We start from the raw sequence: 15460 nt of genomic DNA, 5'->3' as shown, positions 1-15460 counted from the left end.
CACAGATTGTGTACAAGGGCGCACTCTGCCGGAGTTCGACCAGGGATGTCCGATGTCGGCGGTGGCCGCAGATCGAACACGAGCGAGGACGAGTGAGGGTGTTCATGACCGAGCGATTCGGGGACAGTACGACACGGACGGCCGGCGAGGAGCGGGCGGCGGCCCGGCCTGCCGTACCGCGCCCCGCGCGGCGCATGCTGTCGACGACCCGGTCGTTCACCGTGGGCGAGGGCAAGGGATACCTCACCGTCGCGCACACCCCCGAGGGCCGCGTCGCCGGGGTGATGGTCCGCATGGCCAAGCAGGGCTCGACGCTCGCGGGAATGATGGACGCCTTCTCCTCGACGGTCACCCGGGGCCTCCAGCACGGCGTCCCGCTCGAAACCCTCGTGGCCGACTACGTGGGCACCCGCTTCGAGCCCTCCGGCCTCACCAACGACCCGGAGATCAAGCAGGCCGGCTCCGTCATGGACTACGTCGGCCGCCGCCTCGCCCTCGACCACCTGCCCTACGAGACCCGGTCCGGTCTGGGCATCCTGACCTCCGAGGAACGCACCGCGAAGCAGACCCTCGACGGCGTCGGCGAGGCCGTATGGACCGACCTCGTGGGCCTGTCCATGTCCGCGCCGGTCGTGGGGCACCCGCGCCGGGGCTGAGGTACAGGGCGGCAGGGGGAGGGGGAGCGCAGGTGCACGATCCGACGGCTGAGTCACCGCCCGTGCCCGAGCCGGCGGAGGCTCGCGCCCTGCGCTGCTTCCTCGCGGCGGGCCCGGACGACTGGGCGCGCCTCGCGCCGAGGGTGACGGAGGAGATCGGCGCGGACGCCCTCGGGCGCATCGTCCGCGCCACCCTCACCCGCGTCGGGGACGTCGACACGGTGACGGACGGCCCCGACGGACTGATCGTGTCCGGCAGCCGGGGCAAGGTCCGGGCCTGGGCCCAGCTGTCGCCCGACGGCCAACTCGACGCACTGCGCATCGAAAACGCCCGCTACACACCACCGCGCCGCCACCTGCGCCTGCCCGCCCCCGCGAGGTGGGCGACGTATCCGACCCTGGCCGTCCTGCTCACCCTCTGGACCGCCCTGCCCGCCTGGACAGCCACCGACCGCACCGCCTGGCTCGGCGACATGACGACCCTCGCGGCCTTCTACGTGATCGTCGGAGGCTGCGGCGCCCCCAGGCTCCAGCCCCGCCTGCTGCGCCGCACCGTCGGGACCGGCGTCGTCGCGGCCGTCGCCTCGGCCTGGCGGCTCCCCGGCCTGCCGAACGGCCATGGCGCGGTGCACCTCGCCGGTGGTGTCGCGGTGTTCGCGGCAGCCGTGGGGCTGGTCACCGCCGCGCGTCTGCACCGCTGGAGGGCCCCACTGTCACGACCGCTGCGCTTCCCCCTGGAAGGCACCTGGTACGTCGTCCAGGGCGGCGGCCGCATGCTCAACCACCACGCCCGGATACCGGAACAGCGCGGTGCCCTCGACCTGGTCGCCCTCGGTCCCCTCGGCACCCGCACCCGCCGAGGACGCGACCTGGACGCGTACGCCGCCTACGGCCGCCCCGTCCACGCCCCCTGCGACGGCCGCGTGATCTCCGCCGCCACCACGGTCCAGGACCAGAAACCGGGCGAGATCCGCTACCAACCGCCTTACGGCAACCACGTCTTCCTCGACACCGGCCGAGAGATCATCAAACTCGCGCACCTGCGTCCGGGCTCGGTGACGGTGGCAAAGGGCGACATCGTCCGCACAGGCCAGCTCCTCGGCGAGATCGGCAACACCGGCAACACCACCGAGCCCCACCTCCACATCCACGCCGAACGCGACGGCCTGGGCCTGGACCTGGAATTCACGGGAGTGCCGGCCCGCCTGTACCGCGGACGGCTGATACGCACGTAAGGCAACACACACCCGCCCCGAAAACAACGCGGCGCCCAAGCCGACCGAAGCCGACCCGAGCGCCGCACCGCAGGTGAGAAGGGTTTTCCCCTCCCCCACATCCGTAGGCCCTGTGGGACTCGAACCCACAACCAATGGATTAAAAGTCCACTGCTCTGCCAATTGAGCTAAGGGCCCCTGGCGATGTTGCCTCCCCGAGCATAGCCGGACACGGCCGCGTCTCCGATCGGGTATCGGGGACACGGCCGTGACGGACGGGAAGATCGGGCCGGAGTGTTCCGGAGTGTCGGGGACTGTTAGGGATCGACCTTTTCGGGGGCACCCCCGGAGGGCACGGCACGCGCCGCCTGTCGGGCGAGCGTGCGTTGGTGTTCGGGGTTGAGGAACCAGTGCCGGGCCGACGCCAGCCACCACGTCGCCGCGAAGCCGAGGACGGCCAGGACGGCGACCGGGGCGTAGTTGAAGGACTCCCAGGTGACCGGCGAGACCTGGGGCAGCATGAAGAGGATCGTGATGACGCCGACCCACGCCACCGACACGATCCCGATGGGCCGTGACCAACGGCCCAGATGCCAGGGCCCGCGCTGGAAGTCGTCGCCCTTGCCGAGCCGCAGCAGCGTCGGGATGACGTAGGCGATGTAGAGGCCGATCACGGCGACGGACGTCACGGCCGCATAGGCGGTGTAGTTGATCAGGTACGGCAGGCCCAGGGCCAGCGCCCCGACCGCCGCCAGCCACACCGCGGCCACCGGGGTCCGGGTGCGCGGGCTCACCGTGTGCCACACGTGCGAGAACGGCAGTGCGCCGTCGCGCGAAAAGGCGTAGATCATGCGGCTGTTGGCCGTCACGGACGCCATCCCGCAGAACAGCTGCGCCCCGATCACGACCAGCAGCAGCAGCTTGCCCGCCGTCGCGCCGAGCGCGTCCAGCAGGATCTGCGCGGGCGGTGCGCCGGTCGGGGACGCGAGCGCCTTGTCGTACGACTGGATGGCGAAGGTGAAGCCGAGCAGGAGCACGAAGCCGGCTATCCACGAGGTCCAGATGGACTGCACGATCCCCTTCGGGCCCGCGGTCGACGCGTCGTGCGTCTCCTCCGTCATATGGGCGGAGGCGTCGTAGCCGGTGAAGGTGTACTGCGCCATCAGCAGGCCCAGCAGCACGACGTACACCCCGCTGCCCCAGCCCGTGTTGTTCACGAACTTCGTGAAGACGAAGGACGCGGACTGGTGGTGGTCCGGCACGAAGGCCAGGGCGCCGACGATCACGCCGACGCCCACCACGTGCCACCACACGCTCACGCTGTTGAGCAGTGCGACGATCCGCACGCCGAAGGTGTTCAGCAGGCCGTGCAGGAGCAGGATGCCCGCGAAGAGCAGGACCGTGCGGCCCGGGGTCACCTCGAAGTCGAACTGCAGGTTCAGATACGCGCCCAGGAAGGACGCGGCGCCGAAGTCGATGCCCGCGGTCACCGCCACCTGGCCCAGCACGTTGAACCAGCCCGTGAACCACGCCCAGGCCGCGGCCGAACGTGGTGGCGCGAGCCGGTGCGCCCAGAAGTACAGGCCCGCCGACGTCGGGTACGCCGAGCAGATCTCGGCCATGGACAGGCCGACGAAGAGGGTCATCAGGCCTACGGCCACCCAGCCCCAGGTGATCACCGCCGGGCCACCGGTGTTCATGCCGAACAGGTAGAGCGTCAGGCAGCCCGACAGGACCGAGATGATCGTGAAGGAGACCGCGTAGTTGGAGAACGCCGACATGCGGCGGGCCAGGACCTGCGTGTAACCGAGCTGGGCAAGCCGTTCCTCGTCCGAGAGATCCGCGTGCCCACTCGCCTTGGCGTCATCTGTCATGCCCCCAGCGATTCCCTTGCCGAGGGCGTGACATGCGCCACACAGTACGTGCTCTGGCCAAAAGTTGTCGGCGCCATGGAACGACGAAGGGCCCGTACGACGGTGTCGTACGGGCCCTCGCTCAGCTCACTCGGCGTCAGCCGTTGCGCTTCCAGCGCGGCTTGTCGTCGCGGCGCCCGAAGGAGGAGCCGGAGCCGCCGCCGGTGCCGGTGCCGGTGCCGGTGCCGCGGTGGTCGTCACGGCGACCCTGCGGACGCTCGTGGCCGCCGGAGCGGAAGCCCGGGCGGTCGCCCTGACGGTCACGGTTGAACGGACGGTCGCTGCCACGGTGCCCACCGCGCTCGTCCCGACGCTCGAAGGGGCGAGCGGCCGGACGGTCGTCGCGGCGGAACCCGCCACGGTCGTTGTCACGGCGCTCGAAGGAACGGCCGCCACGGTCGTTGTCGCGACGCTCGAAGGAACGGCCACCGCGGTCGTCACGACGGTCGTCGCGGCGGAACCCGCCACGGTCGTTGTCACGGCGCTCGAAGGAACGGCCGCCACGGTCGTCACGACGGTCGTCGCGGCGGAACCCGCCACGGTCGTTGTCCCGGCGGTCATCGCGACGGTCGTCCCGACGGAAGCCACCGCGGTCGTTGTCCCGACGCTCGAAGCCACGGTCGCCACGGTCACGGTTGAACCCGCCGCGGTCGTTGTCCCGACGCTCGAAGGAACGGCCACCGCGGTCGTCACGACGGTCGTCGCGACGGAAGCCGCCACGGTCGCTGTCCCGACGCTCACGACGCTCGTACGAGGACGAACCCTCGGCACGCTCGACGTCCTGCGCCACCGGCTGCTGGGGCACGGACACCTCGACCGCCTCGGCGGCCTCGGTGACCGCCGCCTGCGCCTCGGCCACCGCGGCCTCCGGGTCCTCGCCGCGCTCGCGGGCGGCCCGGGCGACCAGACGGTCGGACTCCTCGCGCAGCTCGGTCGCGCGCCGCTGCGCCCGCTCCAGCTGCTTGGTGAGGTGCGAGACCTCGCGCTCGGCCTGCTGCGCCGCGTTGCCCGCGGACTCGGCCTGGACCTCGGTCATCGAACGGGCGCCGGTGATCTCGGCGACCTCGGGCTCGAAGGCCGTACCGGAGTTGATGATGTGACGCCCGGCGTCGACGCCCGCGTCCTCCATCAGCCGGAAGATCTGGCGGCGCTGGTGCGGCAGGGACAGCGACACGACGGTGCCGGTGCGGCCCGCGCGAGCGGTACGCCCTGCACGGTGCAGGTAGTCCTTGTGGTCGCCGGCCGGGTCCACGTTCAGGACCAGGTCGATGCCGTCGACGTGGATACCGCGAGCGGCGACGTCGGTCGCGACGAGCGCGTTGACGTAGCCCTTCTTGAAGTCCTCGAGGACGCGGGTACGCGCACCCTGCGTCATACCGCCGTGCAGCGCGTCGGCCTTCACACCGGACTCGCAGAGCTGCTCGGCAATGCGGTCGGCGCCCAGCTGGGTACGGACGAAGATGATCGTGCGGCCCTTGCGGGAGGCGATCGCGGCGGTGACCGGCGCCTTGTCCTTGGGCTTCACGATGAGGATGTGGTGGGACATCGTCGTGACGTTGCCCTGGGCGCTGTCGACCTCGTGCGTGACCGGGTCGGTCAGGTAGCGCTTGACCAGCGTGGAGATCTCGTTCTCCATCGTGGCCGAGAACAGCATGCGCTGGCCGCCGGCCGGAATCTGGTCGAGCAGCTCGGTGACCTCGGGCAGGAAGCCCAGGTCGGACATCTGGTCGGCCTCGTCGAGAACGGCGATCTGCACGTTCTCCAGGGAGCAGGCGCCGCGGTTGATGATGTCGCGCAGCCGGCCCGGGGTGGCGACGAGGATGTCGACGCCGCGCTCGAGGGCGTAGATCTGGTTGCCCATCGACGTACCGCCGCAGACGACCTTCATCTTCAGGCCGAGGACGTCGCCGTAGGGCTGCAGCGCGTCGGCCACCTGCATGGCCAGCTCACGGGTCGGGGTGAGGATGACGGCGCGCGGCTTGTGCTTCTCGGTGCGGCCGCCGGCCAGCGTGGCCAGGGTCGGCAGACCGAAGGAGAGGGTCTTGCCGGAGCCGGTGCGGCCACGGCCGAGGATGTCCTTACCGGCCAGGGCGTCCGGGATGGTCGCGGCCTGGATCGGGAAGGGGGTGGTCACGCCGTTCTGGGCGAGCTTGCGCACCACGCCCTCGGGAAGACCGAGGTCCTCGAAGGTGACCTCGGGAGCGTCCTCGGTGCCCTCGTTCTCGGGCACGACGACGTGATCAGTACTGGAAATGGACATGCTTAAGCGAAACCTTCCGGAGTCTCGTCGGCACGCGCCCGTCAACTCCGTGATTTCGCAATACGACCGCCTCTATGCGGTCAGCCACGGCAAGGGAGAGAACGCGCCACGCGGCGCGCTCTGTGTTGGCGCCGGGCAATGGGATCAAACGATCTACCACCATACGCACCCATCACCCCCGAAGGCAAACCGAGCTGTGTAGACGTACGTCACACCTCTGCGCAGGTCGAACGCCCCTCCGCGGGCCGAACTCCCTTGCCCGGACAGGGTCTAGGCCGGGGACCCCGCGGCCGGCGCCGGCTCCCGCTCCGCCAGCTGCGGCGCCGTCCCCTCGTGCGCCGAGGAGGACGGCTCGGCGACCGTCGGCTGCGGCGAGACGGAGGCCGGCGGCTCGCTCGCCGTCGGCTGCGGGTCGGCCGTACGCGTCGGAGTCGGCGTCGCCCTGGTCGGCGTGGGAGCCCCGGGCCTCCCGCTCTCGGCGGGCCTGCCCGTCGCGGGAGCGGACTCGCCGGCCCCCGCCGACGGCGAGGCCGAGGCAGACGCCGACTCCCCGTCCTCCCCCTTCTTGCCCCGCTCGCCCTTCCCGTGCTTGCCGTCGGCGGCGACACCGCCCCGGCCGGACACCGCGGCCCCTCCGTCGGGCGCCTCACCACCGTGCTGCCCAGCGGAATGCGACGGCTTCGCGCTCCCGTCTCTCCCGTCCTCGCCCACGCTCATGCAGCCGGCGGCAGCGGCGACGGCCATGACCGTGGCGGCCAGACGGACGGGTACGTACAAGGGGCGCACGGAAAGCCACCTCCGGGGCGAGGGGAAGGAGTCAACCTGCCCAACTCCCGCCGCCCACAAGAGGACACGCGCACCGGTCATCCATAGCCGAGGGCGTGCAACCGCGCGTCGTCGATCCCGAAGTGATGCGCGATCTCGTGCACCACGGTCACCTCGGTCTCCGCGACGACGTCCTCCCGCGACGCGCACATCCGCAGCGTCGGCAGCCGGTAGATCGTGATCCGGTCCGGCAGCACACCGGCGTACCACTCACCCCGGTCCGTCAGCGGGGTCCCCTCGTACAGCCCGAGCAGCTCGGGATCGCCGGCGGGCGGTTCGTCCTCGACGAACACCGCGACGTTGTCCATCAGCCGCGTCAACTCCGGCGGGATCCGGTCGAGCGCCTCGGCGACCAGTTCCTCGAACTCCTCGCGCGTCATTTCCAGCACAGGCCCATTGTCGGCCACGGGACGCCCTTACGAGAGTCATGAACCGTCTCGCATATCCACACCCGGACTTGGGCATACGGGACCAATGGCTCGCGTACCCGCCGTCGCCGTGACCGTCGTGAACCGGATACGAAGGGCTCCCCGTGCCCTCGCCCGGCACTACCGCGTACGCCGCCCGCTCCCCACCCTCGAACTCGTCCGGCAGCCGCACCCCTGGCCCCGCGCCCTGGGCCTGGTCGCCGTGGTCCTGCTCGGCGCCTGGCTGGGACTGCTGATCGTCGGCAACGTACGGGTACCGGTCGGCCCCGTGAACACGACGATGACCCTGCGGCCGTCCCTCACCGGCGGCACGAAGATCAACGTCTCGCCGCTCGGCGCCCTGCAGCTCAACAGCCACCACGCGCCGGTCCGCCTGGACGTGAACGTCGACCAGCTCGACCCGGTCCGCGCCGAGGCCCTGGTCGACCACCCCGAACGCCTCTCCGGCCTCCAGGACGAGGTCGCCCACGACGTCGAGCACGGCACCCTCGACCTGGCCCTGCGCTCCTGCGTCGCCGTCGTCGCGGGAGCCACCGCCCTGGGCCTCGCGGTCTACCGCCGCCCCCGCCGTGCCCTCGCCGCCGGCGGCACGGCCCTGGCCCTCCTCATGGCCTCCGGCGCCTCGGCGTACGCGACCTGGAACCCCGAGTCCGTCCTCGAACCGAAGTACTCGGGCCTGCTCTCCTCGGCGCCCTCCCTGGTCGGCAACGCACGCAACATCGTCACCGAATTCGACGTCTACCAGAAGGAGTTGGCGCGCCTGGTGACCAACGTGACGAAGCTCTACGACGTCACGTCCACCCTCCCCGCCTACCAGCCGGACCCGACGACCGTCCGCGTCCTGCACGTCTCGGACATCCACCTGAACCCGGCGAGCTGGAAGATCATCGCGTCGCTGGTGGAGCAGTACAAGGTGAACGTGATCGTCGACACCGGCGACACGATGGATCACGGCACGGCGGCGGAGAACGGCTTCCTCGACCCGATCGCGGACCTGGGCGCGCCGTACGTCTGGGTCAGGGGCAATCACGACTCGAAGGTCACCCAGCGCTACCTGTCCCGCATGAAGAACGTGCACGTCCTGGACGACGGCCGGGCGCAGACCGTCGCGGGCCTGCGCTTCGCGGGCATCGGCGATCCGCAGTTCACCCCGGACCGCTCGAACCCACCGGGGGCGGACCAGTCGGAGGAACTGGCCGGCGCCCGCCTGGCCGCCGCCCTGAGCGACCAGAAGGCCGCGGGCACCCCGGTCGACGTCGCCATGGCCCACGAGCCGTCGGCGGCCCGCGAGGTCGACGGCGAGGTCCCGCTCGTCCTCTGCGGCCACCTGCACCACGAGGGCGACGAGATCCTGAAGTACGGCACCCGCCTGCGCATGGAGGGCTCGACGGGCGGCAGCGGCCTGCGCGCGCTCGAGAACAAGTACCCCGCCCCGATCGAGGCGTCGATCCTCTACTTCGACCGCGACACCCGCCGCCTCCAGGCCTGGGACGCGATCAAGTTGGGGGGCCTGGGCGAGACGACGGCCGAGGTCACCCGCCACCTCCCGAAGGAGAACCAGCCCGGAGCCACCCCGTCCACGCCCACCCCCTCGTCCCCCTCGGCCTCCGCCCCTTAAACCGTTTTGGCGATACCTCCCGCCATCCCATATGCTTCTCACGTCCCCGACGCGCTGAGAGGCGCCCAGGCGGGCCGATAGCCCTCATCGTCTAGCGGCCTAGGACGCCGCCCTTTCAAGGCGGTAGCACGGGTTCGAATCCCGTTGGGGGCACGCAACACCGTGTGCGACACTGTCGTACGCAACAGCTTGGTCCTGTGGAGCAGTTTGGAGTGCTCGCCACCCTGTCAAGGTGGAGGCCGCGGGTTCAAATCCCGTCAGGACCGCTGAGGTTTCCTCGGAAACCTCGTGGCTGGGTAGCTCAGTTGGTACGAGCGATCGCCTGAAAAGCGATAGGTCGCCGGTTCGACCCCGGCCCCAGCCACACAGTATGGAAGCCCCGTCCTCGGACGGGGCTTTCGTCGTGTGCAGGGTCGTGTGCGGTGGAGTGGGGAGCAAAGGTGACCGGTGGCATCCCGGAGTTCTGGGGGTTCGACATCGCGCGGCGTGGTTACGACCGGGCGCAGGTCGACGCGTACATGCGGCTGCTCGCGGCCGGTACCGCCCCCACCGCACCCCCCGCCTTCGACCTCGCCCGCCGCGGCTACGACCGCTCCCAGGTCGACGCCCGGATCGCCGAGCTGCGGTCCGGCTGAGGATGTTGGGCCGGCCGCTTGGCAGCGTTGCGGCGCAGCGCTACGTTCTGGCTGGTCGACGTAGGACCAAGGGGCGCGGGGGACGATGAGTCGGGACGAGGCCAAGGCCATTCGGGACACCGAGCTCGAGAAGGACCGGGCCCGGTACGGGCTGCTGGCCGTGGTGATCAGCAATCTGGCCATCGCCGGGGTCGCGATCTTCGGGGTGTGGCGGCTCGACGGGGACAGGGCGGTGATCGTGGGGGTGCTCACGGCCGCGTTCACCGCTGTGAGCAGCATGACCACGGCCTACCTCGGGATCAAGGCCGTCTCCAACACCGCCAGGTCCATCGCCCTGGGGGACACCGGCATGCGGCAGCAGCAGCCCGCTCCGACCGCGCCTCCGGGGCCGCGCACCCCCTGAGCCACCCCGGCCGAGCGGCCCGGCGACAAATCGTTCGCCACGGATTTCCCGGGGATGAGATCCTGGACCGCGTATGTCTACGCACCCTGCCCCGGCCACCCCGGCCCTCGGCACCCTCGCTCCCCGCCTGACCGAGCTGTCCCTGCGCGACGCGCACCGGCTCGGGCGCAGGCTCGAAGGCGCGCGCAAGATCCGTAAGCCGGAGGCCCAGGCCGCCGTCCTCGCCGAGATCGAGGCGGAGATCGCGAAGGGCGAGGAGCGGATGGGCACGCGGCGTGGCCGGCTCCCCGCCGTCTCCTACCCCGAGCAGCTGCCGGTCAGCCAGAAGAAGGACGTGATCGCGGAGGCCATCCGCGATCACCAGGTCGTCATCGTCGCCGGTGAGACCGGGTCCGGCAAGACCACCCAGATCCCGAAGATCTGTCTCGAACTCGGGCGCGGCGTGCGCGGCATGATCGGGCACACCCAGCCCCGTCGTATCGCCGCGCGTACGGTCGCCGAGCGCGTGGCCGACGAGCTGGACACCCCGCTCGGCGAGGCCGTCGGCTGGAAGGTGCGGTTCACCGACCAGGTGAACCAGGACTCGACCTTCGTCAAGCTGATGACGGACGGCATCCTGCTCGCCGAGATCCAGACCGACCGCGAGCTGCGCGCCTACGACACGATCATCATCGACGAGGCCCACGAGCGGTCCCTCAACATCGACTTCCTGCTCGGGTATCTCGCCCAGCTGCTGCCGAAGCGGCCGGACCTCAAGGTCGTCATCACCTCCGCGACCATCGATCCCGAGCGGTTCTCCCGGCACTTCGGCGACGCCCCGATCGTCGAGGTCAGCGGGCGGACGTATCCGGTTGAGGTGCGGTATCGCCCGCTGCTCGAAGAGGACGGCGACGACTCCGACCGCGACCAGATCACCGCGATCTGCGATGCCGTCGAGGAGCTGCAGGGCGAGGGCAAGGGCGACATCCTCGTCTTCCTCTCGGGTGAGCGGGAGATCCGGGACACGGCGGACGCGCTGGTCAGGAAGAACTACCGCTTCACCGAGGTCCTACCCCTCTACGCCCGGCTCTCGCACGCCGAGCAGCACCGCGTCTTCCAGCAGCACACGGGGCGCAGGATCGTTCTGGCGACGAACGTCGCCGAGACCTCCCTCACCGTCCCCGGCATCAAGTACGTCATCGACCCGGGCTTCGCCCGGATCAGCCGCTACAGCCACCGCACCAAGGTCCAGCGCCTGCCCATCGAGGCGGTCTCCCAGGCCAGCGCCAACCAGCGCAAGGGCCGCTGCGGCCGTACGTCGGACGGCATCTGCATCCGCCTCTACTCCGAGGACGACTTCCTCGCCCGCCCGGAGTTCACGGACGCGGAGATCCTCCGTACGAACCTGGCCTCCGTCATCCTGCAGATGACCGCGGCCGGCCTCGGCGACATCGAGAAGTTCCCCTTCATCGACCCGCCGGACCACCGCAACATCCGCGACGGCGTCCAACTGCTCCAGGAGCTGGGCGCGTTGGACCCGGCGGAGAAGGACGCACGCAAGCGGCTCACGCAGACCGGGCGCAAGCTCGCCCAGCTGCCCGTCGACCCCCGCCTGGCCCGCATGGTCCTGGAGGCCGACAAGAACGGCTGTGTGCGCGAGGTCATGGTCATAGCGGCCGCGCTCTCCATCCAGGATCCACGCGAGCGCCCGGCCGACAAACAGGCCCAGGCCGACCAGCAGCACGCCCGCTTCAAGGACGAGACGAGCGACTTCCTCGCCTATCTGAACCTGTGGCGGTACGTGCGCGAGCAGCAGAAGGAGCGGGGTTCGTCGTCCTTCCGCCGGATGTGCAAGCAGGAGTACCTCAACTTCCTGCGCATTCGCGAATGGCAGGACATCTACACCCAACTCCGCACCGTCGCCAAGCAGATGGGCATCCACCTCAACGAGGACGACGCCCCCGGCGACCGCATCCACGTCTCCCTCCTCGCCGGCCTGCTGTCCCACATCGGGATGAAGGACGTGAAGAACGCCGGGGGGGAGGGTGGGAAAAACACAGCGAAGAACGAGTATCTGGGCGCCCGCAGCGCCAAGTTCGCGGTCTTCCCGGGCTCGGCGCTCTTCAAGAAGCCGCCGCGCTTCGTCATGTCCGCCGAGCTGGTGGAGACGTCGCGCCTCTGGGCCCGCGTCAACGCCAAGATCGAGCCCGAGTGGGTCGAACCCCTCGCCGAACACCTGCTCAAGCGCACGTACAGCGAACCGCACTGGGAGAAGGACCAGGCGGCCGTGATGGCGTACGAGAAGGTCACCCTGTACGGCGTCCCGATCATCGCCCAGCGGAAGGTGAACTACGGCCGTATCGACCCGGAGACGAGTCGCGAGCTGTTCATCCGCAACGCGCTGGTCGAGGGCGACTGGCGCACGCACCACAAGTTCTTCGCCGACAACCGCCGACTCCTCAGCGAGGTCGAGGAGTTGGAGCACCGCGCCCGGCGCCGGGACATCGTCGTCGACGACGACACGCTCTTCGACTTCTACGACCAGAAGGTGCCCGAACACGTCGTCTCCGGCGCCCACTTCGACTCCTGGTGGAAGCGGAAGCGGCACGAGCAGCCGGAGTTCCTGGACTTCGAGCGGGAGATGCTCATCCGGGAGTCGGCGGAGGCGGTCACCAAGGCCGACTATCCGGACTCGTGGCGGCAGGGGCCGCTGAAGTTCCGGGTGACGTACCAGTTCGAGCCGGGCGCCGACGCGGACGGTGTGACGGTCCACGTCCCGCTCCAGGTCCTCAACCAGATCACGGACGAGGGCTTCGACTGGCAGATCCCTGGCCTGCGGGAAGAGCTCGTCACCGAGCTGATCCGCTCCCTCCCGAAGCCGATCCGCCGCCACTACGTGCCGGCGCCGAACTTCGCGAAACGCTTCCTGGACACGGCCGTCCCCCTGCAGGAACCCCTGACCACCACCATGGCCCGCGAACTGAAGCGCATGGTCGGAGTCCCCTTCGAGGCCGACGACTTCGACTGGTCGAGGGTCCCGGACCACCTCCGCATCACGTTCCGCATCGTCGACGAGCGGCGTCGCAAGCTCGCCGAGGACAAGGACCTGGAGGCGCTGAGGCTCCAGCTGAAGCCGAAGGCGCGCCAGGCCCTCTCCCAGGCGGCCGCCGCCACGGCCGAGCGGCAGGGCGGTGAGTCCCTGGAGCGCAAGGGCCTGACCGACTGGACGATCGGCTCCCTCACCCGCGTCTTCGAGACGCGCCGCGCCGGCCAGCCGGTGAAGGCGTATCCGGCGCTGGTGGACGACGGCGACACGGTCTCGGTCCGCCTCTTCGACACGGAGGCGGAGCAGGCCGAGGCGATGTGGAAGGGCACCCGCCGCCTGATCCTGCGCAACATCCCCGTCAATCCCGCGAAGTTCGCCTCCGACAAGCTGACGAACGCCCAGAAGCTCGCCCTGTCCGCGAACCCGCACGGCTCGGTCCAGGCCCTGTTCGACGACTGCGCGATGGCTGCGGCGGACAAGCTGATCGGGGACTTCGGCGGCCCGGCGTGGGACGAGGAGTCGTACCGGAAGCTGTACGACAAGGTGCGCGCGGAGATCGTGGACACCACGGTCCGCGCGGTGGGCCAGGTACAGCAGGTCCTGGCGGCCTGGCAGGCCTGTGAGCGCCGTCTGAAGGCCGTACGGAGCCCTGTGCTGCTGGCAAACCTCGCGGACGTGCGGGGGCAGCTGGACGCGCTGGTGAAGCCGGGCTTCGTGACGGAGGCGGGGCTGCGACGCCTCGCCGACCTGATGCGCTACCTGGTGGCCGCGGACCGCCGGCTCCAGCAGATGCCGACGAACGTCCAGCGGGACACGACGCGCATGGAGAAGGTCCACGAGATGCGGGACGAGTACGCGTGGCTGCTGGAGCAGATGCCCCGGGGCCGCCCCATCCCGTCCTCGGTCCTGGACATCCGCTGGATGATCGAGGAGCTCCGGGTCAGCTATTTCGCCCACGCGCTCGGCACGGCGTACCCCGTCTCCGACAAGCGGATCGTCAAGGCGATCGACGCGGCCGTACCGTAACCACCCGGGCACGCCGGGTGAGTTCGACCAGTGGGCTCACCCTCCTGTACAGTCTCTTCTCGCAGCGCAACGCACAAATCGCACTGCGAAACCAGGTCCTGTGGAGCAGTTTGGAGTGCTCGCCACCCTGTCAAGGTGGAGGCCGCGGGTTCAAATCCCGTCAGGACCGCAGCAAGCAGTAGGGCCCACACCCATCAAGGGTGGCGGGCCCTTCTTCATGTCACGCCCCCACCACGCCCGCGTGCAAGAGCCCGGATCTTCGGATCCGGGCTCTTTGTGTTTGCCGGATGCGAGGCTGTTGTGCCTGCCGGCCTCGGGCGTCCCGCCAGCGCAAACACCCCTCACCGCCCCCACGCCATCTTGACGCCGCCAACTTCCCTCGGTACCCAGAAGACAGGGCCCCCTTCCCGTGGGGCCCGCGGAGGTGGCGTATGGCGGCGTCGGTCAGGCACGAGACACGGGCCCTGCTCCGTGCACATCTGGCGGCCGCTTCGTCGCGTGGCCATCTGACCCGCCACTGCCCGATATGCCACCACCTGCTGCGGCTGGCGATGGACTCCGCGCAAGTCGCCGAGGCACCGGACGAGGCCGTCGAGGACGAAAGCCCCGCCGGCGCATGACCGTCGCCGGCTCCCAACACCCGCCCCGTCGCGCGCGCCTGGAAGGCCTGCCTCCACTAGCGCACATGCGCTTGACGCAACAAGGACTCCGGCATGTGACGGGTGTCACCGCATGAGTTTCTGAAACCGCGGTACTTACGCCTCACCTACAACTGGTCAATTTTATATGTGCAATTGCACCCTCCGGAAGGCTCCGCCCGGGCTCCGTCCGGAGGACCCCCACAGGAGATCCGACAGCCCTCCCCAGACTCCTACAAGCCCACTCACAGAGCCTCCGACCAGGCACGCCACGCACACAAAAAAGATCGCGCTGGACTCGGCGGAGTCCAGCGCGATCGACGACGCACCCTGTTACTTGCTGGGAAAGATCTGAAGAGCGTGGGCGTGGAGTCTGTTGGGGCAGACCCCGCGTCGCTTGGAGCCAGGGTCCGGGCACTGCGACAAGTTGGGGGACCTGCCGGTTTGCCCGGTTATGCAGTTGTTAGGCCTCGCTGCGCTGCTGCGGGATGCCCGCGAGCAGTGCACGGACCTCCGCCTCGCGGTAGCGGCGGTGCCCGCCGAGCGTACGGATGGAAGTAAGCTTCCCGGCCTTCGCCCACCGCGTGACCGTCTTCGGGTCCACACGGAACATGGTGGCGACCTCAGCCGGGGTCAGCAGCGGCTCGGCATCAGGGGTGCGAGCGGTCATGAGCGGCCTCCTCGGGAGAACCGAACCTTCTCGGTTCTTTCCTCTAAATTCTGCACCTTGACCCGCGTTGCCCGAAATGGCGGATGCGGGTCGAGTCGGTTATAGGACGAACGGCTTGTCCTCGGCACTACAACTACACCATCTGTCCA

12 protein-coding genes and 5 tRNA genes are annotated in these 15460 nt (G+C 69.7%); 11 read left to right on the top strand and 6 right to left on the bottom strand.

The genetic code is table 11. The features are described from left to right. Positions 1–104 precede the first annotated feature (104 nt). Positions 105–656, top strand: a complete 552-nt coding sequence (locus OG303_RS26420) for a ribonucleoside-diphosphate reductase (protein ID WP_405871371.1) — start codon at positions 105–107, stop codon at positions 654–656. A gap of 32 nt (positions 657–688) precedes the next feature. Then, the gene (locus OG303_RS26415; RefSeq protein ID WP_405871369.1) at positions 689–1891 is read left to right on the top strand and encodes a M23 family metallopeptidase; all 1203 of its coding nucleotides are present in this window, start codon (positions 689–691) and stop codon (positions 1889–1891) included. Positions 1892–1995: 104 nt separating this feature from the next. Here OG303_RS26415 and OG303_RS26410 read toward each other — a convergent pair. The 5 genes from OG303_RS26410 to OG303_RS26390 form a co-directional block, all read right to left on the bottom strand. Next, positions 1996–2068 (bottom strand) — tRNA-Lys (locus OG303_RS26410). A 119-nt stretch (positions 2069–2187) separates the two neighbouring features. Continuing rightward, complete coding sequence (locus tag OG303_RS26405) at positions 2188–3744, bottom strand: amino acid permease (RefSeq protein ID WP_405871367.1); 1557 nt, start codon at positions 3742–3744, stop codon at positions 2188–2190. A 136-nt stretch (positions 3745–3880) separates the two neighbouring features. Continuing rightward, the gene (locus OG303_RS26400) at positions 3881–6043 is read right to left on the bottom strand and encodes a DEAD/DEAH box helicase (RefSeq protein WP_405871366.1); all 2163 of its coding nucleotides are present in this window, start codon (positions 6041–6043) and stop codon (positions 3881–3883) included. A 270-nt stretch (positions 6044–6313) separates the two neighbouring features. Further along, positions 6314–6829 carry a hypothetical protein gene (locus tag OG303_RS26395; protein WP_405871365.1) on the bottom strand — a complete coding sequence of 172 codons (516 nt, stop codon included), beginning with the start codon at positions 6827–6829 and terminating at the stop codon, positions 6314–6316. Positions 6830–6906: 77 nt separating this feature from the next. Continuing rightward, a complete protein-coding gene (locus tag OG303_RS26390; RefSeq protein WP_405871364.1) occupies positions 6907–7257 on the bottom strand; it encodes a metallopeptidase family protein in 351 nt (116 codons plus the stop codon). Positions 7258–7342: 85 nt separating this feature from the next. Between OG303_RS26390 and OG303_RS26385 the strand changes: the two genes are divergently transcribed. The 9 genes from OG303_RS26385 to OG303_RS26345 all read left to right on the top strand — a co-directional run bounded on the left by OG303_RS26385 (position 7343) and on the right by OG303_RS26345 (position 14623). Beyond that, positions 7343–8914 carry a metallophosphoesterase gene (locus tag OG303_RS26385; RefSeq protein WP_405871363.1) on the top strand — a complete coding sequence of 524 codons (1572 nt, stop codon included), beginning with the start codon at positions 7343–7345 and terminating at the stop codon, positions 8912–8914. 80 nt (positions 8915–8994) lie between these two features. Continuing rightward, positions 8995–9067, top strand: a tRNA-Glu gene (locus tag OG303_RS26380). A 38-nt stretch (positions 9068–9105) separates the two neighbouring features. Then, a tRNA-Asp gene (locus tag OG303_RS26375) sits at positions 9106–9180 on the top strand. A 24-nt stretch (positions 9181–9204) separates the two neighbouring features. Continuing rightward, a tRNA-Phe gene (locus OG303_RS26370) sits at positions 9205–9278 on the top strand. Positions 9279–9354: 76 nt separating this feature from the next. Next, a complete protein-coding gene (locus tag OG303_RS26365; protein ID WP_405871362.1) occupies positions 9355–9549 on the top strand; it encodes a DivIVA domain-containing protein in 195 nt (64 codons plus the stop codon). Positions 9550–9634: 85 nt separating this feature from the next. Next, positions 9635–9952, top strand: a complete 318-nt coding sequence (locus tag OG303_RS26360; RefSeq protein WP_405871361.1) for a hypothetical protein — start codon at positions 9635–9637, stop codon at positions 9950–9952. Positions 9953–10025: 73 nt separating this feature from the next. Further along, the gene (gene hrpA, locus OG303_RS26355; RefSeq protein WP_405871360.1) at positions 10026–14003 is read left to right on the top strand and encodes an ATP-dependent RNA helicase HrpA; all 3978 of its coding nucleotides are present in this window, start codon (positions 10026–10028) and stop codon (positions 14001–14003) included. 94 nt (positions 14004–14097) lie between these two features. After that, positions 14098–14172, top strand: a tRNA-Asp gene (locus OG303_RS26350). A 262-nt stretch (positions 14173–14434) separates the two neighbouring features. After that, positions 14435–14623: a DUF6274 family protein gene (locus tag OG303_RS26345; RefSeq protein WP_405871358.1), complete on the top strand. Its 189-nt coding sequence runs from the start codon at positions 14435–14437 to the stop codon at positions 14621–14623. 481 nt (positions 14624–15104) lie between these two features. Here OG303_RS26345 and bldC read toward each other — a convergent pair whose 3' ends face one another. Further along, complete coding sequence (bldC, locus tag OG303_RS26340; protein ID WP_003949541.1) at positions 15105–15311, bottom strand: developmental transcriptional regulator BldC; 207 nt, start codon at positions 15309–15311, stop codon at positions 15105–15107. Between the last annotated feature and the right edge of the window lie 149 nt (positions 15312–15460).

Source organism: Streptomyces sp. NBC_00005, assembly GCF_045160215.1.
Classification (GTDB): Bacteria; Actinomycetota; Actinomycetes; order Streptomycetales; family Streptomycetaceae; genus Streptomyces.
Note: the sequence above shows the minus strand (reverse complement) of the source record. Positions and strands in the feature narration are given on the sequence as shown.